A 22,706-nucleotide genomic window follows, 5' to 3' on the forward strand; every position below is an offset into this window, starting at 1 on the left:
GCCCCGTTTGCGTGGCGTACAGCCTAAGGGGCGGCGGTGACCACCGGCCTACGTCCCGGAGACCGTCAGATCCCCCCGCCGGGGCGCGGCGAAGCCCTCCAGGTCGGCGCGGGTCAGCCCGGTCAGCCGGGCCACCTCACCCGTGTCCAGTGCCCCGCAGTCCAGGCCGCGCAGCAGATAGCCGCTGAGGGCCTTGGCGGTGGCGGGTTCGTCCATGACGTCGCCGTCGACGCGGTGGGCGTAGCGGGCGAGGCGGGCCGCCGCCTGTTCGAAGCCCTCGCGGTAGAAGGCGAAGACGGCGGCGTACCGGGTGGGGATGTGGCCGGGGTGCATGTCCCAGCCCTGGTAGTAGGCGCAGGACAGGGCGCGGCGGGTGAGGCCATAGTGCAGGCGCCAGGCGTCGTGGACCTTCTCGGTCGTACCGACCGGGAGGACGTTGGTGGAGCCGTCGGAGACGCGTACGCCGGTGCCGGCCGCGGCGACCTGCATGACGGCCTTGGCGTGGTCGGCGGCGGGGTGGTCGCTGGCCTGGTAGGCGGCGGAGACGCCGAGGCAGGCGCTGTAGTCGAAGGTGCCGTAGTGCAGTCCGGTGGCGCGGCCCTCGGCGGCCTGGATCATCCGGGCGACCGTGGCGGTGCCGTCGGCGGCGAGGATGGCCTGGCTGGTCTCGATCTGGATCTCGAAGCCGAGCCGCCCGGGTTCCAGTCCGCGTGCCTTCTCGAAGGCCTCCAGGAGCCGGACCATCGCGGTGACCTGCTCGGGGTAGGTGACCTTGGGCAGGGTCAGCACCAGGCCGTCCGGCAGTCCGCCGGCCTCCATCAGGCCGGTGAGGAAGATGTCGAGGGTGCGGATGCCGCGGTCGCGGACGGCGGCCTCCATGCACTTCATGCGGATGCCCATGTACGGGGCGGCGGTGCCCTTGGCGTACGCCTCGGCGATGAGGCGGGCCGCGCGGGCGGCGTCCGCGTCCTCGTCGGTGCCGTGGTAGCCGTCCTCGAAGTCGACCCGGAGGTCCTCGATGGGCTCGTGCTCCAGCTTGGCGCGCACGCGCGTGTACACGGGCTCGGCGAGGTCGTCGGACAGGCCGAGGACGGCGGCGAGGGAGGCGGCGTCGGGCGCGTGCTCGTCGAGGGAGGTGAGGGCCTGGTCGCCCCAGGAGCGGACGGTGTCGGCGGCGAAGACGTCGCCGGGTACGTACACGGTGTGGACGGGCTGGCGGGTGCCGGGGTCACCGGGGTAGCGGCGCTCCAGTTCGGCGTCGACCGGCGCGAGGGAGGCGCTGATCTCCTCGCTGACGGCGCCCGCGAGGCTGGTCGCCACCGTCTCCTGCTGACCCATCCCACACCCTCCTGTTTTCCGCTGTACGGAATCAACAATCCGTAGAACGAAGTTATCCGGGGACCTTCCTGATGGTCAACACCCTGTCCACGCGGAGCCACTCCCCGCTGTCGCCGTGCTCACGTCCGCCTCATGGCGCGCTATGACACTCCTACGGCACCTCCGCACGACTCGTCCGGCCCGTTCCCGTCCGAAGGAGCCCGAGTGCCGCACCACAACCGAGTCTCGCGCCGCCTGGGTCTGAAGGCCGCACTGGTCGCCGCGGCCGCCACACCCCTGTCCAGTACAGCACTGACCGGGCAGTCCGCCGCGGCCCGCGCACGGCCGCGCCGCCGTCTGGAGGTCATGTCCTTCAACCTGCGCTTCGCGAGCACCGCCGAGCCGCACAGCTGGGCCGTGCGCCGCCCGGTCATGCGCGCGCTGCTGCACCGCGAGGCCCCGCACGTCATCGGCACCCAGGAGGGCCTCTTCCCGCAACTGCTCGACATCGAGGCCGACCTCGGCCGCCACTACGACTGGATCGGCACCGGCCGTCTGCACGGCAGCGAGGACGAAGCGATGGCGGTCTTCTACGACACCCGCCGCGTCCGCCCGCTGGAGTACGACCACTTCTGGCTCTCCGACACCCCGTACGCGATCGGCTCCAACACCTGGGGCGCCGCCTTCCCCCGTATGGTCACCCGGGTCCGCTTCCGCGATCTCGGCGACGGCGACCGCGAGTTCCACATCCTCAACACCCACCTGGATCACCGCTCCCAGTACGCCCGGGAGCGCGGTGCCGGACTGATCGCCGAGCGGATCAAGGGCCTCGATCCGGCCCTGCCGGTCCTGGTGACCGGGGACTTCAACGTCGCGGCGCGCGGCAACGCCGTCCACGACATCCTGCTGGGCGCCGGGCTGCTCGACACCTGGGACACCGCCGCCGAGCGCGGCCCCCTGTACGGCACCTTCCACGGCTACCTGCCACTGGTCCCGGACGGTGAGCGCATCGACTGGATCCTCACCACGCCGGGCGTCACCGTGCACCGGGCGGCCGTCAACACCTTCGCCGTGGACGCGCAGTTCCCCAGCGACCATCTGCCCGTGCAGGCGTCGGTGGCCCTGGGCTGAGCAAGGGCGAGGCCCCCGCCACCGCCTCAGCGGTCACGGGGGCCTCGTACAGCCTGGGGTGATCAGCCCTTGCGGGCGTTGATCTCCTCGGTGAGCTGCGGGACGACGTCGAAGAGGTCGCCGACCACGCCGTAGTCGACGAGGTCGAAGATCGGTGCCTCGGCGTCCTTGTTGATCGCCACGATCGTCTTCGAGGTCTGCATGCCCGCGCGGTGCTGGATCGCGCCGGAGATACCGGAGGCGATGTACAGCTGCGGCGAGACCGACTTACCGGTCTGGCCGACCTGGTTGGTGTGCGGGTACCAGCCGGCGTCGACGGCGGCACGCGAGGCGCCGACGGCCGCGCCGAGGGAGTCGGCGAGCGCCTCGATGATCGCGAAGTTCTCCGCGCCGTTGACGCCACGGCCACCGGAGACCACGATCGCGGCCTCGGTCAGCTCCGGACGGCCGGTCGACTCACGCGGCGTGCGCGCGGTGACCTTGGTGCCGGTCGCCTTGTCGGAGAAGGTCACGGCGAGGGCCTCGACCGCACCGGCGGCCGGGGCGGCCTCGACGGCCGCGCTGTTGGGCTTGACCGTGATGACCGGGGTGCCCTTGGAGACACGGGACTTGGTGGTGAAGGACGCGGCGAACACCGACTGGGTGGCCACCGGGCCCTCGTCGCCGGCCTCCAGGTCGACGGCGTCGGTGATGATGCCGGAGCCGATGCGCAGCGCCAGACGGGCGGCGATCTCCTTGCCCTCCGCGGAGGAGGGGACCAGGACGGCGGCCGGGGAGACGGCGGCGACGGCGGCCTGCAGCGCGTCGACCTTCGGCACGACCAGGTAGTCGGCGTACTCGGACGCCTCGTGGGTGAGGACCTTGACCGCGCCGTGCTCGGCGAGCGTGGCGGCGGTGTCGGCGGCGCCGTTGCCGAGGGCGACGGCGACCGGCTCGCCGATGCGGCGGGCGAGGGTCATCAGCTCCAGGGTGGGCTTGCGGACGGCACCGTCCACGTGGTCGACGTAGACGAGGACTTCAGCCATGGGATTGCTCTCCTGCGAAACGAAGTTGAGGGGCGGTCGGCGATGGGGGCTCAGATGAACTTCTGGCCCGCGAGGAACTCAGCGAGCTGCTTGCCGCCCTCGCCCTCGTCCTTGACGATCGTGCCCGCGGTACGGGCCGGACGCTCGGCCGCCGCGTCGACGACGGTGTAGGCGCCCTCCAGGCCGACCTCCTCCGCCTCGATGTCGAGGTCGGACAGGTCCCAGGACTCCACCGGCTTCTTCTTGGCCGCCATGATGCCCTTGAAGGACGGGTAACGCGCCTCGCCCGACTGGTCGGTGACGGACACGACCGCCGGCAGGGAGGCCTCCAGCTGCTCGGAGGCGGCGTCGCCGTCGCGGCGGCCCTTGACGGTGCCGTCCTCGACGGAGACCTCGGAGAGCAGGGTGACCTGCGGGACGCCCAGACGCTCGGCGAGCAGCGCGGGGACGACGCCCATGGTGCCGTCGGTGGAGGCCATGCCGGAGATGACCAGGTCGTAGCCGGCCTTCTCGATCGCCTTGGCCAGCACCAGGGAGGTGCCGATGGCGTCGGTGCCGTGCAGGTCGTCGTCCTCGACGTGGACGGCCTTGTCGGCGCCCATGGACAGCGCCTTGCGCAGCGCGTCCTTGGCGTCCTCCGGACCCACCGTCAGAACGGTGACCTCGACGTCGTCGTCGGAGTTCTCGGAGATCTGCAGCGCCTGCTCGACCGCGTACTCGTCGAGCTCGGAGAGCAGACCGTCCACGTCGTCCCGGTCGACGGTCAGGTCATCGGCGAAGTGCCGGTCGCCAGTGGCGTCGGGCACGTACTTCACAGTGACAACGATCCTCAAGCTCACGCCGGCTCTCCTACTGCATCGTCATTTCTCTGCTGCCTTCTTGCAGGCAGCATAGGCGCCCCAAGTGGCCGATCCCGATCGGGGCGACCCGCGCTCCGAGCGAAATATTACTCGTCAGTACACCCAGTTCGTTACCGCTAAGCAAGCGCTTTGAACTGTGACGTCTGCAACGCAGCGTAATCGGAAACCGACGAGTTCGCAGACCAGCGGGCTGCCGGTTCGATCACACAGGGCCGGTGAGCTCAGTCACGCAGGCCGGTGAAGCGGCCTTGGTGGTACAGCAGCGGCCGCCCGGGGCCGGTGGGGTCACCCAGCAGAACCTCGGCCAGCACTATCCGGTGGTCCCCGGCCGGCACGCGTGCGGTGATCCGGCAGATCAGCCAGGCGGGCACGTCGTCGAGGACGGGTACGCCCTCGGGTCCCGGGCGCCAGGACGTGGGCGGCGCGAAGCGGTCGGCGCCGCTGCGGGCGAAGGTGGCGGCCAGTTCCCGCTGGTGCTCGCCGAGCAGGTGTACGCCCACATGTGTGGCCGCGGACAGCGTGGGCCAACAGGAGGACCCGGTGCCGACGCCGAAGGAGAGCATCGGGGGCTCCGCGGAGACCGAGGTGAGGGAGGTGGCGGTGAACCCCACGGGGCCGTGCTCGCCGAACGCGGTGATCACCGCGACTCCCGCCGCGTGCCGCCGGAAGACGGAGCGCAGCAGATCGGGCGAGGCGAGCCGGGGGGCGCCGAGGTCGGGCGTCGCGGTCATGAGCACCTGGACAGGACGAGCACGGGGGACATCCCGTCAGACTGACGATAGTTGCTCTGTGCAGTCAAGTGCGTACCGCGATGTGGGAGATGACTCACTGTCGGACGGGTGCTCATGTCACAATGCCGCGCCGAGGGCCGCGATCACGTCGGCCTTGCGCGGCTGTCCGGCGGCCCGGCGCACCTCCCGCCCCGCGGCGTCGAGGACGAGGACGGTCGGCGTCCTGACGATTCCCAGCTCCCGCACCAGCTCCAGGCGGGCCTCGGCGTCGATCTCGACATGGGCGACTCCGGGCACCATCGCGGACACCTCGCCCAGCACCCGGCGGGTGGCCCGGCAGGGGGCGCAGAAGGCGCTGGAGAACTGCACCAGGGTGGCTTTCTCGCCGAGCTGTCCGCCCAGTTCGTCCGGCCCCAGCCGCTTGTCGTGGTCCCGCTCGCGCACCCGCGTCCTCCTCCTGCCGTCGCCCTCTGCAGCGCTCTTGACGGCGCGAAGATTCCCGGGCGCGGGAGGTTGATCAGGGCCGACGTGACGAGAATCTCGCCGTCGACGGGCACGAGGACTGGTTCCCCGTCCGTTCTTGGGGCACGATCTGCGACATGCCGTAAACCTACGGCTGCGTAACTTTCCCGCCGGGAGATCCCTTCCCAGGCAGAGAAGGAAGGGTCCAACCCGTCCATGGCAGAGCTTGTCTACCGTCCCGTCGTCGGTCTCGCCCTCACGATGTTCAAGGCGTGGGACCTCAAGATCGACTGCAAGGGTTCGGAGAACATCCCGCGCTCGGGCGGCGCTGTGCTGGTGAGCAATCACATCAGCTATCTGGACTTCATCTTCAACGGCCTGGCCGCGCTGCCGCAGAAGCGCCTGGTGCGCTTCATGGCGAAGGAGTCGGTGTTCCGGCACAGGATCTCCGGTCCGCTGATGCGCGGGATGAAGCACATCCCGGTCGACCGCAAGCAGGGCGAGGCCGCCTACCAGCACGCGCTGGAATCGCTGCGCTCCGGTGAGATCGTGGGTGTCTTCCCCGAGGCGACGATCTCGCAGTCGTTCACGCTGAAGAGCTTCAAGTCCGGTGCCGCGCGGCTCGCCCAGGAGGCCGGTGTCCCGCTGATCCCGATGGCGGTCTGGGGCACCCAGCGCCTGTGGACCAAGGGGCACCCGCGCAACTTCAAGCGCAGCCACATCCCGATCACCATCCGTGTCGGCGAGGCCATAGAGGCCTCCAAGGACAAGTACGCGGGCGCCATCACCCGCCAGCTCCGCGAACGCGTCCAGGAACTCCTGGAGGCCGCGCAGCGGGCGTATCCGGTCCGCCCGAAGGACGCGAACGACACCTGGTGGATGCCGGCCCACCTCGGCGGCACGGCCCCCACACCGGAAGAGGTCCGCGCGGCCGAGGCCCGCTGACCCCTGCTCAGAGCGCGGCCGGGAGCAGCCCCCACAGGTGCTCCCGGTCTTTCGCGCTCCGGAGGGCCTCAAGGACCGCCGGGTGCGGCTCGGCGTACAGGGTCGGGTAGTCGAGCTCGCCGGATTCCGGGTCCACCGGGAAGGCCAACCGCTCGCCGTCCAGGGAGAATTGCGCGTTCACGCCGGGCTTGTTGCCCCGCGGGTCCTGGCGGTGCCAGGCGCCGTTGAAGCGGACGGCGACCAGGCCGTGGACGACGTCGAACTTCTGGTAGCACAGCGCCGTCGGGATGTCCTCGGCCCGCAACAGGGCCGCGAGGGCATGGGACTTGGCGTAGCAGATGCCCGTGCCCCGCTCCAGTACGTCCGAGGCGCGCCAGGTGACACGCGGGTCGCCGGAGTCCTGGGAATGCGGAATCGTGTCGCGTACGAACTCGAAGGCCAGCCGCGCATAGGCATACGAGTCCTCGGCCTGCGCGGCAAGCCGGTCGGCCGCCTTCCGCACCACCGGGCTCTCGTGGTCGATGACCTCGTCAGCGGCCAAGTAGGCGGAGAGGTCGGGGGTTTCCTGGATGAGCTCCATGACGGCAGAGCATAGGAATGCGATCACCCAAGAGTCAATGACTTTTCAGGTGACCGCATACCTATGCACAGTCCGGGACAGCTACCGGGCCATCTCCTCCTTGAGCGCCGCGAGGAACGCGTCCACGTCGTCCTCGGTCGTGTCGTACGCGCACATCCAGCGCACGACGCCCTCGGCCTCGTCCCAGAAGTAGAACCGGAACCGCTTCTGCAGCCGCTCGCTCACGTCGTGCGGGAGCTTGGCGAACACGCCGTTGGCCTGCACCGGGTAGAGGATCTCCACGCCGTGCACCGAGCGGACGCCCTCGGCGAGCCGCTGCGCCATCTCGTTGGCGTGCCGGGCGTTGCGCAGCCACAGGTCCTTCGCGAGCAGCGCCTCCAACTGCACCGACACAAAACGCATCTTGGAGGCGAGCTGCATGGACAGCTTGCGCAGATGCTTCATGTGGCTGACGGCGTCCTGGTTGATCACCACGACGGCCTCGCCGAACAGGGCGCCGTTCTTGGTGCCGCCCAGGGAGAGGATGTCGACGCCGACGGCGTTGGTGAAGGTCCGCATCGGGACGTTCAGGGAGGCCGCGGCGTTGGCTATCCGGGAGCCGTCCAGGTGCACCTTCATGCCGTGCGCGTGGGCGTGCTCGCAGATCGCGCGGATCTCGTCGGGCGTGTAGAGGGTGCCCAGCTCCGTGCTCTGGGTGATCGAGACGACCTGCGGCATCGCCCGGTGCTCGTCCTCCCAGCCCCATGCCTGCCGGTCGATCAGCTCGGGGGTGAGCTTGCCGTCCGGCGTGGGCACGGTGAGCAGCTTCAGGCCGCCCATGCGCTCGGGGGCGCCGCCCTCGTCGACGTTGATGTGGGCGCTCTCGGCGCAGATCACCGCGCCCCAGCGGTCGGTGACCGCCTGGAGCGCTACGACATTGGCGCCGGTGCCGTTGAAGACCGGGAACGCCTCGGCCGTGGGACCGAAGTGGCTGCGGATGATCGCCTGGAGGTTCTCCGTGTAGTCGTCCTCGCCGTAGGCGACCTGGTGGCCGCCGTTGGCGAGGGCGAGCGCGGCGAGGACCTCCGGGTGCGCGCCGGCGTAGTTGTCGCTGGCGAAACCGCGGACGTCCGGGTCGTGGTGGCGACGCGCATCGGTCTTCGGGGGGTTCACGGCTTCTCGGTGAGCCACAGACGCTGTCCGTTCACTTCCGCGGCGGGCTTGTCCCAGACGTCGACGATGGCCTCGGCGAGATCTTTGACGTCGGTGAAGCCCGCGAACTTCGCGTTGGGCCGCTCGGCACGCATCGCGTCGTGGACCAACGCCTTGACCACCAGGATGGCAGCCGCTGAGGTCGGGCCCTCGGCGCCCCCGGCCTTGCGGAAGGCGTCGGCCAGCGCCAGCGTCCACGCCTCGGCGGCGGCCTTGGCGGCGGCGTAGGCGGCGTTGCCCGCGGTGGGCTTGGACGCTCCGGCGGCGCTGATCAGCAGGTACCGGCCGCGCTCACTGCGCTGCAGCCCCTCGAAGAAGGCCAGCGAGGTGTGCTGGACGGTGCGGATGAGCAGCAGCTCCAGGAAGTCCCAGTCGTCCAGGCTGGTCTTGACGAAGGTCTCGCTGCCCCGCCAGCCGCCGACGAGGTGGACCAGGCCGTCGATCCGGCCGAACTCCTTCTCGGTCCGGGCGGCCCAGTCCTTGGTGGCGTCCAGGTCGAGCAGGTCGACGGGCTCACCGGTGACGGTGGCGCCGCCCCCGGCGTAGCGGGCCGCGTCGACGGCCTCCGCCAGCCGCTCGGGATCGTTGTCGGCGCCCACGACGGTGGCGCCCGCCTCGGCCAGCTTGAGCAGGGTCGCCCGGCCGGCCGGTCCGCCCGCCCCGGCCACCGCGATCACCGCACCGCTGAGCGGCCCGTTCCCGTTCGCCATCTTGCCCTCCTGAGCCGTGTCCTCGCTGAGGTCGCTCACGCGGCGACCCGCTCGGCGCTGTCCGCCGTGATGCCCTTGGTCGAGGCGATCACATTCTTGAGCTTCTTGGACAGGGCCTCATAGAACATGCTCAGCGGAAACTCGTCCGGAAGCACGTCATCGACGAGCTTGCGCGGCGGCAGGGAGACGTCCAGGGCCTCCGGACCCTTGGCCCACTTGGAGCCGGGGTGCGGGGCGAGGTAGGTGGAGACCAGTTCGTACCCGGCGAACCAGTGCACGAGCTTCGGACGGTCGATGCCGTCGCGGTAGAGCTTCTCTATCTCGGCGCACAGCTCGTTGGTGACCTGCGGGGCGCGCTGCCAGTCGATGAAGAGCTTGTTGTCGGTCCAGCGGACGACATCGTGCTTGTGCAGGTAGGCGAAGAGCAGCTGGCCGCCCAGGCCGTCGTAGTTGCGGTTGCGGTCGCCGGTGACCGGGAAGCGGAACATCCGGTCGAAGAGCACCGCGTACTGCACGTCACGGGCCTGCGGGACGCCGTCGGCCTCCAGCTTCACGGCCTCCTTGAAGGCGGTGAGGTCGCAGCGCAGCTCCTCCAGGCCGTACATCCAGAACGGCTGGCGCTGCTTGATCATGAACGGGTCGAAGGGCAGGTCGCCGTGGCTGTGGGCGCGGTCGTGGACCATGTCCCACAGGACGAAGGCCTCCTCGCAGCGCTTCTGGTCGTGGACCATCGCGGCGATGTCCTCGGGCAGCTCCAGGCCCAGGACGTCCACGGCGGCCTCGGTGACCCGGCGGAAGCGGGCGGCCTCGCGGTCGCAGAAGATGCCGCCCCAGGTGAACCGTTCCGGCGCCTCGCGCACGGCGATGGTCTCGGGGAAGAGCACGGCGGAGTTGGTGTCGTACCCGGAGGTGAAGTCCTCGAACTTGATGCCGCAGAACAGCGGGTTGTCGTAGCGGGTGCGCTCCAGTTCGGCCAGCCAGTCGGGCCAGACCATGCGCAGCACGACCGCTTCGAGGTTGCGGTCCGGGTTGCCGTTCTGCGTGTACATGGGGAAGACGACCAGGTGCTGGAGGCCGTCCGCGCGGTTCGCGGCGGGATGGAAGACCATCAGGGAGTCCAGGAAGTCCGGCACCTCGAAGCCGCCCTCGGCCCACCGGCTGAGGTCCTTCACCAGGGCCTGGTGGTAGTCCGCGTCGTGCGGCAGCAGGGGCGACAGCTCCTCGACGGCCTTCGTGACGCGGGCCACGGCGGCCTCGGCGTCGGCGACGGCCGGAGCGCCCTCGGCCTCGAAGTCGATCGACCCGTCGGCGGACTGCCATGGCCGGATCTGCTCCACGGCATCCTTGAGCACGGGCCAAGCAGGGTGTTCCACCACCCTGGCCACAGGAGAAACGTTCTCCCCCACACCCGACTGCACAAGAATTTCCGTCATGTCCCATCCTCCACTGGAGAACCTCGTGTAGAGACACGGTACGCACACGAGGTTCCTCCCAGCAAGAGGGACCTCGGGAAAATATCCTGCACCACCCCCACCGTCGCCGCATTTTTTCCTGCGGCACGGGGTAGAGACACTCTTCTGGGGGAGGCGCAATGGGCCGCCCGGTCAATGCGCCGCGGACTCGCCCACGGCCGGGTGACGCCCGGTCCCGGGCCCCGTACCGGTGCCCGCCAGGTACTGGCCGGTTCCATCCGCCCATCGGGCCGATCCGCCGTGTACGCACGGGTTTCATCCGGGGTCCCGGCGGCTAGGCTGCGCCTGCCGCGCGAACGTCGCGTTCCGGTCGTACGCGCGCGCCGAGCCGCCGTCGACGGAAGCGAGTCGAACCTTGAACTTCCTTACCATCGGTCACCGCGGAGTCATGGGTGTCGAACCCGAGAACACCCTCCGATCCTTCGTCGCCGCCCAGCACTCCGGCCTCGACGTCATCGAACTCGATCTGCACCTGAGCAAGGACGGCCATCTCGTCGTCATGCACGACACCGAAGTGGACCGCACGACCGACGGAAGCGGCCCCATCGCCGAGAAGACCCTCGCCGAGCTGCGCGCCCTGGACGCGGGCAAGGGCGAGCGGGTGCCGGTCTTCGAGGAGGTGCTGGACGCGGTGACGGCACCGCTCCAGGCCGAGATCAAGGACGTGGCGGCGGCGCGGGCGCTGGCCGAGGTGATGGAGCGGCGGGACCTGGTCTCCCGGGTGGAGGTGTCCTCGTTCCACGACGAGGCGGTCGCCGAGATCGCCCGGCTGGTACCGGGGGTGCGCACCGCCCTGATCGGCAGCCGCTACGGCACCGACATCGTCGACCGGGCCGTCGCCGTGGGCGCGGGCACGCTCTGCCTCAACATCCGCCGGATCACCCTCGAAGTGGTGGAGGCGGCCCGCGAGGCGCACCTCCGGGTCATCGGCTGGGTGGTGAACACCCAGGACCATCTGCGGCTCGTGCGCGCCCTGGAACTGGACGGGGCGACCACCGACTTCCCGGAGATCAAACGCACGGGCCGCTTCACGGCGTGAGGCGCCGCCTCAGCCGAGTTCCTTGGTGAGCAGCTCGAACTGCAGGTCGTCGCGCTGCGGGATGCCGAACCGCTCGTCGCCGTACGGGAACGGCGTCATCTGTCCCGTACGGCGGTAGCCGCGCCGCTCGTACCAGGCGATGAGGTCCTCGCGCACGGAGATCACCGTCATGTGCATCTCCGTGACGTCCCACTCCTCGCGGGCGGTGCGCTCGGCCTGCGCTATGACGGTCTTGCCCACGCCCCCGCCCTGCAGGGTGGGGCTCACCGCGAACATGCCGAAGTAGGCGTGCCTGCCGCGGTGCTCCAGCTGGCAGCAGGCGACGATCGTGCCGTCCCGCTCCACCGTCAGCAGCCGACTGTCGGGCGACTTGATGACCTCCAGCACGCCCTCCGGGTCGGTGCGCTGGCCCTCCAGGATGTCCGCCTCGGTGGTCCAGCCGGCCCTGCTGGAGTCGCCTCGGTAGGCCGACTCGATCAGCGCCACCAGCGCGTCCACATCGGCGTCGGTGGCGTCCCGGAAGGTCAGTGCGGCGGCGGTCTCCATCGGTGTGTCTCCAGCTTCTCGGCGCTGCGCGAACAGGGACGAGAGTAACCCGGGACCACTAGGCTCCCGGATCATGGTGCATGTACTCAGCAGTCGAATCCTGCTCCGTCCCGTCGACCCCGACCGCACCCGCGCCTTCTACGGCGAACAGCTCGGCCTCGCCGTCCAGCGCGAGTTCGGCACCGGCCCCGAACGGGGCACCGTCTACTTCCTCGGCGGCGGCTTCCTGGAGGTCTCCGGCCGCTCCGAGACCCCGCCCTCCCCCGCGCTCCAGCTCTGGCTCCAGGTCGAGGACGCGGAGGCGGCACACGAGGAGCTCAAGGCGAAGGGGGTGGAGATCCTGCGTCCGCCGGTGCGCGAGCCGTGGGGGCTGGTCGAGATGTGGATCGCCGACCCGGACGGCACCCGGATCGCGCTGGTGGAGACGCCGATGGACCATCCCCTGAGGTACCGGCCGGGGATCTGAGGCGCCGGTGGCCCGCCGCTTTCCGATGGCCCGGCCGCGGTGCCGGGCTTAGCGTGCTTCAAGGGGTCCGCCGCTCGGAAGGAACGCCATGAAGCTCGACAAGCCGGTGCTCGGCGGGCCCTGCTGGACCGAGCTGGGGACCAGTGACCTGGACGGCGCCCAGCGGTTCTACCACCGGCTCTTCGGCTGGCGCGCCGAGACGGACCCGCGCCAGGAGGCGGGCGGCTACACGGTGGCCCACCTCGGGGACGCGGCGGTCGCCGCGCTGGCCCCGCTGTACCAGGAGTCCCAGCCCGTCGCCTGGAACGTGTCCTTCCGAGTCGCCGACGCCGACGCCACGGCCGCGAAGGCGGAGGCCTCGGGGGCGACGGTGCTGGTCGGGCCGATGGACGTGTTCGACGTGGGCCGGTTCGTGGTGGTCCTCGATCCGACGGGGGCCGCCTTTCAACTGTGGGAGGCCCGTGCCTTCCCGGGCGCCGGCCTGTTCAACGCGCCGGGCACGCTCGGCTGGGTGGAGCTGATGACCCGCGCCCCCGAACGCGCCGTCGCCTTCTACCGCGCCCTGTTCGGCTGGAGCGTCAACGCCTCCCCGTACTACACCCAGTGGGGCATCGAGGGCGCCGACTTCGGCGGCATGGTCACCATGGACGAGAAGTTCCCGCACGAGGTCCCCGCCCATTGGCTGCCGTACTTCGCGGTCGAGGACGTCGACGGGAGCGCGGCCGTCACGGCGGAGGCGGGCGGCAGTGCCCTGATGGAGCCCACGACACTGGCGGGCGGCAGGCGCATCGCCGTACTGCGGGATCCGCAGGGGGCTGTGTTCGGGGTGTACCGGGCGGGGGACGAAGGGGACTGAGGGGCCCGGTACGCAGGGCATATGCCCCGACCGGCCGTGCTCCCCCGCATGCCCCCCGTGTACACCCTTGCGCTCGCGTGCGCGCCGCGTGGTGCGGGCATTCTCCGACCGACCGCGGGCCAGAGCCCGCACCGTCGAGCGGGGAGGGCGTGTGCATCTACCGGCTTCGCCCGGCTGGCTGCTGGTCGCGCTGTGCGCGGCCACCGGCGCCTACTGCCTGCTGCGCATGCGCAGCGATGTCGAGGAACAGCGCCGGGCCGCGGGCGGCGAGGCGCTGATGGGCTTCGGGATGGCCGCGATGGCCGTGCCCGCGGCCGTGTTCACCCCACCGCGCTGGGCCTGGCCGGTCTACGCGGCGGTGTTCGGCGCGGCGGCGCTGCGCGCGCTGTGGTCGGCACGGAGCAGCGCCCACCACCTGCACCACCTGGTGGGCACCTGCGCCATGGTCTACATGGCGCTCGCGATGGCGGCCTCCCCCGGCCACGGCGGCTCCGGTGTCCCGCCGGTGACCGGCGCGCTGCTGCTCTACTTCACCGGGTACGTGCTGCTGAGCGGGGTCCGGCTGGTGCCCGTCGCGGCGGGCGGTACGGCCGTACGGCTCGGTGACCGGCCGGAGTTGGCGCGGGCCTGCCGGCTGTCGATGGGGATCGCGATGGTCTCCATGCTGCTGACGATGTGAAACCGTGGTCTGTGTCACTTGGCCGGTCGGCCCGTACCCCTGAGCGGCGCGGCGCTCATAGGCTGATCCCATGATGGTCCCCGCGGCACTGTTGCTGCTCGCCGCTCTGACCGCCGTGGTCGCCCCCCGGTTCCTCCACCGGGCCGACTGGCCCGACCGGGAACCGGTGGTCGCGCTGTGGGCGTGGCAGTGCGTCGTGGCGGCCGTCCTGCTGTGCTGCGTGCTGTCGATGACGCTCAGCGCCGCGGCGGCCTGGCAGGCGGTACGCGGCCATGTGTTCGCCCCGGCACCGCGCGCGGTGGTGGAGGCGTACGCACTCGGCGTGACCGGTCCCTGGGCGGCGCTCACCGCGGTGACGCTGGCCTGCGGCGGGCTCTGGACCGGGGCGATGCTGATCCGCGAGATCCTGCTGGCCCGGGCCCGGCGTCGGCGCCGACGGGCCGAACTCCTCGTCCGCGCACCGCTGTTGCCCGGCGAGGAGCCCGATCCCGAGCGGCGCCTGCTGGTCCTGGAGGGCGAGCGCCCGGACGCCTGGTGGCTGCCCGGACCGTCACCGCGGCTGGTGGTCACCACGGCGGCGCTGCGCCGCCTGAAGGGGCGGCAGCTGGACGCCGTGATCGCCCATGAGCAGGGGCACGCCCGGGCGCGGCACGACTGGCTGCTGCACTGCTCGGCCGCGCTGGCCGCGGGGTTCCCGCAGGTGCCGGTGTTCGCCGGGTTCCGGGACGAGATGCATCGCCTCGTCGAACTCGCCGCGGACGACATGGCCTCCCGCCGCTTCGGCCGCCTCACCACGGCTCTGGCCCTGGTCGAACTCAACGAGGACCGGGGCGTGTTCGGGCCGACCGCGACCCAGGCCCACGTCCCCGAACGGGTGACCCGCCTCCTCACTCCCCCGGACCGCCTCCCCCCGTTCCGCCGCCTGCGTCTGACGGCGGCGGCGGCGCTGGTGCCGGTGGTGCCGGTGCTGGTGACGTTCGTACCGGGGTTGCGGGCGCTGGGGTAGACCGCCCCGGCCCCGCGTCGGCATCATGCCTCCGCGTCCATTGGCCTCCCGCACCCCGGGTCGGCGAGGATCGCAGTATGCAGACCCAGTCCGTGGACTCCCCGCCCCGTACGTCGCTGCGCGGGCCCGCACTCGGCTGGGCGGGGGCGCTGACCCTGTGCTCCGCCCTGCTGCTGGTGCTGGTCGCCGCCCGGTGGCGTCCGCTCATGAACCTCGACGGTGACATCGCCGAGACCACGCACCGGTGGGCGGTCGCCGAGTCCGGGGTGACGCAGACGAACCGGATCCTGACGGACTGGGTGTGGGACCCCTGGACGATGCGGATCCTGTGCGCGCTCGCGGCGGTATGGCTGATCCGGCGGTACGCGGCCCTGTGGACGGCCTTGTGGCTCGCGCTGACCACCCTTGTGGCCAACGTCCTCCAGCAGGGCCTGAAAGCCGCCGTGGACCGCCCCCGCCCCGTGTGGCCCGACCCGGTCGACTCCGCGCACTACGCCGCCTTCCCCTCCGGGCACGCGATGACCGCCACGGTCGTCCTGGGCCTCCTGCTGTACCTGCTGCGCCACTACGGCGCCGGCCGCGCCCTGTGGTGTGCGGCAGTGTCCGTGGCCGCGGTTTCCGTCGTCGGCGTCGGACTGACCCGGGTCTGGCTCGGCGTCCACTGGACGAGCGATGTGATCGGCGGCTGGCTCATGGGCACCGCGGTGGTGGCGCTGGCGATCGCCCTGCACCGGCGCCACCACCGGACCGTGGAGTCGGCGGACACAACGGCCTGATCCTTCCGCACCGGCGATCCGCGTTCCGTAGGATTCGAACATGATCGCCGTGCTGTTCGACTTCTCCGGCACCCTGTTCCGTGTCGAGTCCACCGCTTCCTGGCTGCGCGGGGCGCTCGCCGAGCGGCAGATGGAACTGCCCGAGCCGGAGGTGGCGGAGGCCGCCGCGGCACTGGAGCGGATGGGGGCCCTGCCGGGCGGCCCGAACCCGGCGTGGCTGCCGGAGGACGTGGCGAGCGTGTGGGGCGTCCGGGACAAGAGCCAGGAACTGCACCGCGCCGCGTACACGGGCCTGTCCCGGCACGTCCAGCTCCCCGACGAACGCCTGCACGACACGCTCTACGACCGCCACATGACGCCCGCCGCCTGGGAGCCCTACCCCGACGCGCCCGAGGTACTGGCCGAGCTCCGGCAGCGCGGCATTGGCGTCGGCGTGATCAGCAACATCGGCTGGGACCTGCGTCCGGTCTTCCGCGAGCACGGCCTGGACCAGTATGTGGACGCCTACGTCCTGTCCTACGAACACGGCATCCAGAAGCCGGACCCCCGCCTCTTCCGCACGGCCTGCGCCGCGCTGTCCGCCGACCCGCAGGAGGTCCTGATGGTCGGCGACGACCGCCGCGCCGACGGCGGAGCCGCGGCCCTGGGCTGCGCGGTCCACTTCGTCGACCACCTCCCCGCAGCCGACCGCCCCGACGGCCTGCGCCCGGTACTGGACCTGATGGAACGACGCCGGCCGGAGGACTCGGGCGTGGGGGCCTGACACTTCGGCGCCCGCACGACATCAAGCCGCACCGCACCGGCCCATGGCATGACGAAGGCCCGGTCGCGCGTGGGCGTCGGCCGGGCCGGTCCGCGGCGGGTCAGAAGTTGGCGTTGGCGATCATCTCGCCGTCCTCGCCGTACACCGTCACCAGTCCGTTGTCGGACTCGTAGCAGGAGGTGAACGCGGACGCGATCAGCTTGGCGTCACCCGCGTTGGAGCTCATGAAGCCGCCGGTGAAGTCGGTGTAGACCTCGGCGTTGTCGAGGATGTCATTGCGCTTGTCGGCGCCGGTGACCTTGACGACATGCTTGGCGGCGGCCTTCTCGGTGGGGGTACCCGTCCTGTTGACGCAGTCGGTGAACTCCTCGGCCTGTGTCTTCCTCGCCACGGCCTCACCCTTGCCGCTGCCCGCCCCCTTGGAGTCCGCGCCGGCGGCGGGCTTGGCGCCGTCGGTGCCGGTCTGGGGGCCACTGTCGCTGCCGTTCATGGCGGCGGTGCATCCGCCGACGACGATGAGGCCGACGAGGACACCGCCGATGAACTTACCTTTGGCCATAGTTTTCCCTGGTTGGAGCTGGTTGTTGTGATGGGTGAGCGTATGGGGAGTGGTGAGGCCAAGGTGATGGTGTGGTGAGGTTGTGACCGGAACGAGTGGCGCTTGCACGTGAGCAGGACGAAGACCCCGGCCGAATGACCGAGGCCTTCGTACTGTCGTTCGCCGCTCGCCGAGCTCGATGAACCCGCGCTTCGGGCGGATGCCTGGCGATCGATACGTGAATGTGCGACGGGCCGGCGGAAACGCAGTCCGGGTCGGCTCGCTCGGCCCGGCCGATGAAGTAGCCTCGGGCCACCATTCGGGAGAGTGGCCGCCTGCCTTAGGCGATCCCCCGTGTCGCCCAAGGCAGACGGCACCCGAACCGGCCGGAAACAAAAGTCCGGTCGGCTGCGCTGAGTATAGTTGGCTGGCAGCCAGTCAACGCAGGAGTCCAGGATGTCCCCGCGAAGCGCCTCGGTCAATGAAGAACTCCGACGGCGTTCTCGCGAGCGGCTGCTCCAGGCCGCCGTGGAACTGGTCAGTGAGCACGGTTACGAGGCCACGACCTTGGGAGACATCGCGGACCGGGCCGGTTCGGCGCGCGGTCTGGTGTCGTACTACTTCCCCGGAAAACGCCAGCTCGTCCAGTCCGCGGTGCACCGGCTGATGCACCGCACGCTGGAGGAGGCGCTGGAGCGCGAGCCGCGTACGGACGACGGGCGGGAGCGGATGGCGCGGGCCATCGACGCGATCCTGGGGCTCGCTCGGGACCGTCCGGTGCTGATGCGGCAGCACATGGCCGGGATTCTCCAGGCCGAGGGGTTCGTGCAGTGTCCCGAGCAGCGCCGGCTCGCCGAGCTGCTGCGGGACACCTGCGCCCGGCACGGCTCCGAGAACATCGATGTCGACTACCCGATGCTGCGGGCCCTGCTGATGGGCGCGGTGTTCGCGGCGCTGGTCCCCGGGGTGCCGATGCCGGTGCCTGTGCTGCGGGCCGAACTGTTCAAGCGGTACCGGCTGGACTGGGAGATGGGGGTGCCGCCCGAGACGCCGACCCCGGCCTGCACCTCGGACCTGTCCCGGTTCTTCGAGACGGGCGACGGCCCCAAGTGCTGAGGGTTCAGCGCCGGGCGTGGCGGGGCGTGAGGTAGCCCGCGTCCCGGGCCTGGGCGATCAGGCGCAGTGACTTGCGGCGGCTGTGGCCGGTGGCGCACATGACGGCGAGGACGGGGTCGTAGCCCTCCTCCTGGGCCGCCAGGTATTCCTGGGCGACCAGCCGGCGCCCCTCGATACCGCGCGGCCACGCGGGCCGGGCACGCCGCCCGGTGCCCGCCTCCTCCGTCTCCTCGCGCACCTGGGGCTCGTCGGTCCCGCCGCACGCCTCGAACAGCGGCTCCTCGATCCAGTCGGCGAGTTCCGCCAGGTCGTGCAGGGACAGCGCCGGCTGTGCCCGTACGTCCTCGATGGAGACGCGCCCCTCGGACACCACCGCGAGCGCGTCGACCCGGGCGCCGTCCGTGAAGGCCAGCCTGACCTGGAACCACGCCGTCGCGCCCGCGCTCTCCCGCACTTCCCACGCGGGCCACACGGACACCTGGCCGTCCGTCGGACAACGATCAGAAAGATTAAGAAAGGATGCTTCTAGCACACACGGAACGTAACCGCATCATCACATTCCATACGAACGGACACGCACGGCCACTCGGCGTCGGCACCCTGTCAGCGCAGCACCCCAGGTGCGATGCTGGAGACGACAGCACCCTCCTGCGAGCCCACGGGTGAGGAGTTCCGCCGTGCTGCGTGTCGCCGTGATCGGCTCAGGTCCCAGCGGGTGTTACACCGCGCAGAGCCTCGTACAGCAGGATCCGACCGTCCGCGTCGACGTCCTGGACCGGCTGCCGTGCCCGTACGGCCTGGTCCGGTACGGCGTGGCACCGGACCACGAGAAGATCAAGTCTCTCCAGACCAATCTGCGCACGGTGCTGGAGCACGAGCGGGTGCGGTTCCTCGGAGGCGTCCGGATCGGCACCGACGGGGTGCCGACGGTGCGGCTGCGGGAGCTGTACCACGCGGTCGTGTACTGCGTGGGCGCGGCCTCCGACCGGCATCTCGGGATCCCCGGCGAGGATCTGCCGGGCAGTTGGTCGGCGACACAGTTCGTGTCCTGGTACAGCGCGCATCCGGACGCCGTGGACGACGGTTTCGTCCGCGGGGTGCGCTCGGCCGTGGTGATCGGCGTGGGCAATGTCGCCGTCGACGTCGCGCGGATGCTGGCCCGGGGGCCCGCGGAACTGAGCCCCACGGACATGCCGCAGGCCGCGCTGAGCGCACTCGCCGCGAGCGAGGTCACCGACATCCACGTGGTCGGGCGGCGCGGCCCCTCCCAGGCCCGTTTCACCACCAAGGAGCTGCGCGAGCTGGGCACCCTCCCCGGCACCGACGTCGTCGTGGACCCCGCGGAGGCCGCCCTGGACCCTGCCTGGTCCGACCCCGCGGAGCTGCCCGCCGCGCAGCGCCGCAATGTCGACGTCCTGCGCGCCTGGTCCGCGGGCCGCACCCACGACGCGCTCCGGCGCATCCGGCTGCGGTTCTTCCTGCGTCCCGTCGAACTCCTCGCCGTCAACGGCCGGGTGGGCGCCGTCCGCTTCGAACGCACGGCGCCCGACGGACGCGGCGGAGTGACCGGAACCGGCCAATTCGATGAGATCGAGGCCCAGTTGGTGCTGCGCTCGGTCGGGTACCGCGGAGTGCCCCTGGACGGGCTCCCGTTCGACCCGGCGACGGGCACGGTCCCGAACACGGCCGGCCGCGTGGAGCGCGACGGCGCGGTCTCGTCCGGCGAGTACGTGGCCGGGTGGATCAAGCGCGGCCCGACCGGCGTGATCGGCACCAACAGACCGTGCGCCAAGGAAACGGTGGCCTCCCTGCTGGGGGACGCCCCGGCCCTGCTCGCCAAGGAGGTCCGCGAGGATCCCCTGACGGCCCTGCGGGCGCGGGGCGTCGAGCCGGTGGGCTGGGAGGGCTGGCGGTCCATCGAGCGTGCGGAGGCGGAACTCGGAGCGAGCCTGGGGCGGCGCGTGGTGAAACTGGCGGACTGGGATTCATTGATGGCCGCCGCGGGTCGCGCCTAGGGCAGCGACGCGGGGCGGCCGTGAGGCTCAACCGACCGTGCAGGCCGTGCCGTTGAGCGTGAAGGCACCCGGCGCCGCACTGTTCCCGGTGTGGGTCGCCTGGTAGCCGATGCTGACGCTCGCGTTCGGCGCGAGGGTGCCGTTGTAGGAGGCGTTCGTGGCCGTGACCGTCCCGGAGGACGGGGTGTAGGAGGCGTTCCAGCCGTTGGTGATCGTCTGGCCGGAGGGGAGGGTGAAGGCGAGACGCCAGCCGTTCACCGTCGTCGTCCCGGTGTTGGTGGCGGTCAGGCCGGTGCTCCAGGCGTTGGCGGTGACGGTGACCTTGCGGGGGCCGGCCGGGGGTTCGGGGGCCGGGCCGTCCTCGTCCAGGCCGAAGAAGGTGATGGCAAGGGGCCCCATCACGCCGTAACTGTAGAGGTTGTGGCCAACGCCCTGGAGGCTGATCGCCTCGACGGGGGCCTGGTCACCGGTGCCGCCGTAGCGGGTGCGGGTCCAGCCCGCGCGGGGCGAGTCGGTGGCGGCGGGCGTCTGGCCGAGTCCGTGGACGTTCGTCCACTGCTCGATCTCCTCGCCGAAGTTGGGGTAGCGCAGCACGTCGTCCTCGGTGCCGTGCCAGAGCTGCATACGCGGCCGGGGGCCGGTGTAGCCGGGGTAGGCGGCGCGGACCAGGTCGCCCCAGGCCTGCGGGGTCCGATTGACCGTGCCGTTCGCGCAGGCGCTGTTCCACTCCGAGCCGTCGGTGGTGGCGAAGCAGCCGAACGGTACGCCCGCGAAGGCGGCGCCCGCCTTGAACACGTCGGGGTACACGCCGAGCAGGACGTTGGTCATCATCGCGCCCGAGGAGATGCCGGTGGCGTAGACGCGGTCGGTGTCCGCGTCGTACGTGCGCACCACCCAGTCGACCATGGACTTGATGCCGACCGGGTCACTGCCGCCGCCCCTGGTCAGGGCCTGGGGCGAGGAGACGTCGAAACACTTGCTGGCGCGGGTGACCGAGGGGTAGATCACGACGAACCCGTAGCGGTCGGCGAGCGAGGCGAACTCGGTGCCGGAGTGCATGGCCGGGCCGGATCCGGTGCAGTAGTGCACGGCCACCAGGACCGCGGGGCGTTCGGTCACGCCGTCCGGGACGTACACGTACATCTGCAGGCCGCTCGGGTTGGCGCCGAAGTCGGTGACCTCGGTGAGGGTCGCCGCGGGGACGGCGTCGGCGGCGGGGGCGGCCGTGGCGGCGGGGGCGGCGGGGGCGGTGACGAGCAGCGCCGCGAGGAGCGACAGCAGCGCTGTCAGGAGAACGGCACTTCGTCTGGTGGGGGTGGGCACGTCCTGGTCCCTTCTGGTCGCGGCTCGGGGACGTGGGTCATCGGGTGCTGTACCTCCGCTGTTCCTCCGGCATCGTGGCATGCACATGGCTGCCATGGAAGCGCTCCCACGCTTCGAAAGAATTCGCTCGGGACCGGCGGCCACCGTGACCACGGTGGCCGAAAGTGGCGTACGCGAAGCGTTGACCAGAAAGCGCTTACCCCCTACGTTCCGTTCATCAGCGTGACCGACACGCACCCCAACGGGCGCACATGGCCACGCAGTTCGTGAATGCCGTTCATGAATATGCACGGTGTTCACGAACAGGAGCCGACAGATCTGACCCCACTCAGAAGAAGGCATCGGGACATGACTTCACGAAGGACCAGGCGCCGCGCCCTGATCGGCGGGCTCGCCTCACTCGGCGTCACGATTGGCATGATCACGACTGGCCCGGCTCCGGCCGCGCAGGCCGCCACCTGGCCGGCCCCCACGGGCAGTCAGGCGGTGAGCAGCACCATCTCCGTGTCCGGCACGGTGGACGGCGGGATGAAGCGCTACTACGGCAGCGGCGATCTGGCCGGTGACGGCCAGGACGAGGGCCAGGACCCCATCTTCAAGCTCGCGGCGGGCGCGACGCTGAAGAACGTCATCATCGGCGCCCCGGGCGCCGACGGCATCCACTGCGAGGGCAACTGCACCCTGCAGAACGTCTGGTGGGAGGACGTCGGCGAGGACGCCGCCACCTTCCGGGGCGGCTCGACCTACACGGTGACCGGCGGCGGGGCCAGGAAGGCCGCCGACAAGGTCTTCCAGCACAACGGTCCGGGCACGGTGAACATCTCCAACTTCGCCGTGAGCGAGTTCAAGACGCTGTACCGCTCCTGCGGCGACTGCTCCACGCAGTACACGCGCAAGGTCAACCTCAGCAACATCGAGGTGACCGGCACCGGTTCGACCGCCCGCCTGGTCGGCATCAACGTCAACCGCAACGACGTGGCGACCCTGCGCGGGATCACGATCCTCAACGACTCCGGCCGCAAGGTCGTCCCCTGCCAGAAGTACAACAACAACACCGCGGTCGGCACCGGCCCGGACAGCACCAACTGCCTGTACTCCAGCTCGGACATCACCTACCGCTAGCCCCGGCGGCAGTGGCGGCCGTACGCACTTCCCCGCA

25 protein-coding genes are annotated in these 22,706 nt (G+C 70.8%); 12 read left to right on the forward strand and 13 right to left on the reverse strand.

Annotated features, from left to right (window positions below; all coding sequences use genetic code 11):
* Positions 1-48: 48 nt before the first annotated feature.
* On the reverse strand, positions 49-1,338 hold the full coding sequence (locus ACZ7L7_RS07955) for a DUF6986 family protein (RefSeq protein WP_472075288.1): 1,290 nt from the start codon (positions 1,336-1,338) through the stop codon (positions 49-51).
* A gap of 204 nt (positions 1,339-1,542) precedes the next feature.
* Here ACZ7L7_RS07955 and ACZ7L7_RS07960 point away from each other — a divergent pair, with 204 nt between their 5' ends.
* Positions 1,543-2,448 (forward strand): endonuclease/exonuclease/phosphatase family protein, encoded by a 906-nt coding sequence (locus ACZ7L7_RS07960; RefSeq protein ID WP_472075290.1) that lies wholly within the window; start codon positions 1,543-1,545, stop codon positions 2,446-2,448.
* Between the two features lie 62 nt (positions 2,449-2,510).
* Here the strand turns inward: ACZ7L7_RS07960 and ACZ7L7_RS07965 are convergent, their stop codons facing one another.
* From ACZ7L7_RS07965 to ACZ7L7_RS07980, 4 genes are all read right to left on the reverse strand, one after another.
* Positions 2,511-3,473 carry an electron transfer flavoprotein subunit alpha/FixB family protein gene (locus ACZ7L7_RS07965; protein WP_472075292.1) on the reverse strand — a complete coding sequence of 321 codons (963 nt, stop codon included), beginning with the start codon at positions 3,471-3,473 and terminating at the stop codon, positions 2,511-2,513.
* A gap of 50 nt (positions 3,474-3,523) precedes the next feature.
* Complete coding sequence (locus ACZ7L7_RS07970) at positions 3,524-4,312, reverse strand: electron transfer flavoprotein subunit beta/FixA family protein (protein WP_285512296.1); 789 nt, start codon at positions 4,310-4,312, stop codon at positions 3,524-3,526.
* 242 nt (positions 4,313-4,554) lie between these two features.
* Entirely contained in the window at positions 4,555-5,064 is a 510-nt protein-coding gene (locus tag ACZ7L7_RS07975) for a flavin reductase family protein (protein ID WP_285512297.1), read from the reverse strand.
* A gap of 117 nt (positions 5,065-5,181) precedes the next feature.
* A complete protein-coding gene (locus ACZ7L7_RS07980) occupies positions 5,182-5,508 on the reverse strand; it encodes a TlpA family protein disulfide reductase (protein ID WP_285512298.1) in 327 nt (108 codons plus the stop codon).
* 234 nt (positions 5,509-5,742) lie between these two features.
* Here ACZ7L7_RS07980 and ACZ7L7_RS07985 point away from each other — a divergent pair, with 234 nt between their 5' ends.
* A complete protein-coding gene (locus tag ACZ7L7_RS07985) occupies positions 5,743-6,471 on the forward strand; it encodes a lysophospholipid acyltransferase family protein (protein WP_285512299.1) in 729 nt (242 codons plus the stop codon).
* A gap of 7 nt (positions 6,472-6,478) precedes the next feature.
* On the opposite strand, the gene ACZ7L7_RS07990 is transcribed toward ACZ7L7_RS07985, so the two are convergent.
* The 4 genes from ACZ7L7_RS07990 to ACZ7L7_RS08005 form a co-directional block, all read right to left on the reverse strand.
* On the reverse strand, positions 6,479-7,051 hold the full coding sequence (locus ACZ7L7_RS07990) for a transglutaminase-like domain-containing protein (RefSeq protein ID WP_471429993.1): 573 nt from the start codon (positions 7,049-7,051) through the stop codon (positions 6,479-6,481).
* 81 nt (positions 7,052-7,132) lie between these two features.
* Complete coding sequence (locus ACZ7L7_RS07995) at positions 7,133-8,203, reverse strand: threonine aldolase family protein (protein WP_285512301.1); 1,071 nt, start codon at positions 8,201-8,203, stop codon at positions 7,133-7,135.
* Positions 8,200-8,952: an SDR family oxidoreductase gene (locus ACZ7L7_RS08000; protein ID WP_285512449.1), complete on the reverse strand. Its 753-nt coding sequence runs from the start codon at positions 8,950-8,952 to the stop codon at positions 8,200-8,202. Before ACZ7L7_RS08000 ends, ACZ7L7_RS07995 begins: the two co-directional genes overlap by 4 nt.
* Positions 8,953-8,987: 35 nt before the next feature.
* Entirely contained in the window at positions 8,988-10,385 is a 1,398-nt protein-coding gene (locus ACZ7L7_RS08005; protein ID WP_285512302.1) for a DUF6421 family protein, read from the reverse strand.
* Positions 10,386-10,779: 394 nt separating this feature from the next.
* Here ACZ7L7_RS08005 and ACZ7L7_RS08010 point away from each other — a divergent pair, with 394 nt between their 5' ends.
* Positions 10,780-11,463, forward strand: a complete 684-nt coding sequence (locus tag ACZ7L7_RS08010; protein ID WP_285512303.1) for a glycerophosphodiester phosphodiesterase — start codon at positions 10,780-10,782, stop codon at positions 11,461-11,463.
* Between the two features lie 9 nt (positions 11,464-11,472).
* On the opposite strand, the gene ACZ7L7_RS08015 is transcribed toward ACZ7L7_RS08010, so the two are convergent.
* Positions 11,473-12,009 (reverse strand): GNAT family N-acetyltransferase, encoded by a 537-nt coding sequence (locus ACZ7L7_RS08015; protein ID WP_472075296.1) that lies wholly within the window; start codon positions 12,007-12,009, stop codon positions 11,473-11,475.
* A 73-nt stretch (positions 12,010-12,082) separates the two neighbouring features.
* Here ACZ7L7_RS08015 and ACZ7L7_RS08020 point away from each other — a divergent pair, with 73 nt between their 5' ends.
* From ACZ7L7_RS08020 to ACZ7L7_RS08045, 6 genes are all read left to right on the forward strand, one after another.
* On the forward strand, positions 12,083-12,475 hold the full coding sequence (locus ACZ7L7_RS08020) for a VOC family protein (protein ID WP_285512305.1): 393 nt from the start codon (positions 12,083-12,085) through the stop codon (positions 12,473-12,475).
* Positions 12,476-12,563: 88 nt separating this feature from the next.
* The gene (locus tag ACZ7L7_RS08025) at positions 12,564-13,331 is read left to right on the forward strand and encodes a VOC family protein (protein ID WP_285512306.1); all 768 of its coding nucleotides are present in this window, start codon (positions 12,564-12,566) and stop codon (positions 13,329-13,331) included.
* A gap of 151 nt (positions 13,332-13,482) precedes the next feature.
* Positions 13,483-14,010, forward strand: coding sequence for a DUF5134 domain-containing protein (locus ACZ7L7_RS08030; RefSeq protein ID WP_285512307.1), 528 nt, complete (start codon positions 13,483-13,485; stop codon positions 14,008-14,010).
* 70 nt (positions 14,011-14,080) lie between these two features.
* Complete coding sequence (locus ACZ7L7_RS08035; RefSeq protein ID WP_453603739.1) at positions 14,081-15,016, forward strand: M56 family metallopeptidase; 936 nt, start codon at positions 14,081-14,083, stop codon at positions 15,014-15,016.
* Positions 15,017-15,093: 77 nt separating this feature from the next.
* Complete coding sequence (locus tag ACZ7L7_RS08040; protein WP_472075299.1) at positions 15,094-15,792, forward strand: phosphatase PAP2 family protein; 699 nt, start codon at positions 15,094-15,096, stop codon at positions 15,790-15,792.
* 40 nt (positions 15,793-15,832) lie between these two features.
* Positions 15,833-16,555 (forward strand): HAD family hydrolase, encoded by a 723-nt coding sequence (locus ACZ7L7_RS08045; RefSeq protein WP_453603743.1) that lies wholly within the window; start codon positions 15,833-15,835, stop codon positions 16,553-16,555.
* Between the two features lie 100 nt (positions 16,556-16,655).
* Here the strand turns inward: ACZ7L7_RS08045 and ACZ7L7_RS08050 are convergent, their stop codons facing one another.
* Positions 16,656-17,114 carry a hypothetical protein gene (locus ACZ7L7_RS08050; protein WP_285512311.1) on the reverse strand — a complete coding sequence of 153 codons (459 nt, stop codon included), beginning with the start codon at positions 17,112-17,114 and terminating at the stop codon, positions 16,656-16,658.
* Positions 17,115-17,549: 435 nt separating this feature from the next.
* Here ACZ7L7_RS08050 and ACZ7L7_RS08055 point away from each other — a divergent pair, with 435 nt between their 5' ends.
* A complete protein-coding gene (locus tag ACZ7L7_RS08055; RefSeq protein WP_285512312.1) occupies positions 17,550-18,209 on the forward strand; it encodes a TetR/AcrR family transcriptional regulator in 660 nt (219 codons plus the stop codon).
* A gap of 4 nt (positions 18,210-18,213) precedes the next feature.
* Here the strand turns inward: ACZ7L7_RS08055 and ACZ7L7_RS08060 are convergent, their stop codons facing one another.
* Positions 18,214-18,687 (reverse strand): DUF6214 family protein, encoded by a 474-nt coding sequence (locus tag ACZ7L7_RS08060; protein WP_285512313.1) that lies wholly within the window; start codon positions 18,685-18,687, stop codon positions 18,214-18,216.
* Between the two features lie 199 nt (positions 18,688-18,886).
* Here ACZ7L7_RS08060 and ACZ7L7_RS08065 point away from each other — a divergent pair, with 199 nt between their 5' ends.
* Entirely contained in the window at positions 18,887-20,224 is a 1,338-nt protein-coding gene (locus tag ACZ7L7_RS08065) for an FAD-dependent oxidoreductase (protein WP_472075302.1), read from the forward strand.
* 27 nt (positions 20,225-20,251) lie between these two features.
* Here the strand turns inward: ACZ7L7_RS08065 and ACZ7L7_RS08070 are convergent, their stop codons facing one another.
* Entirely contained in the window at positions 20,252-21,547 is a 1,296-nt protein-coding gene (locus ACZ7L7_RS08070; protein WP_472075304.1) for an extracellular catalytic domain type 1 short-chain-length polyhydroxyalkanoate depolymerase, read from the reverse strand.
* Positions 21,548-21,895: 348 nt separating this feature from the next.
* Here ACZ7L7_RS08070 and ACZ7L7_RS08075 point away from each other — a divergent pair, with 348 nt between their 5' ends.
* Positions 21,896-22,669 (forward strand): pectate lyase, encoded by a 774-nt coding sequence (locus tag ACZ7L7_RS08075; RefSeq protein ID WP_453603749.1) that lies wholly within the window; start codon positions 21,896-21,898, stop codon positions 22,667-22,669.
* Positions 22,670-22,706: the final 37 nt, after the last annotated feature.

It is taken from the genome of Streptomyces sp. NPDC110618 (assembly GCF_055657065.1).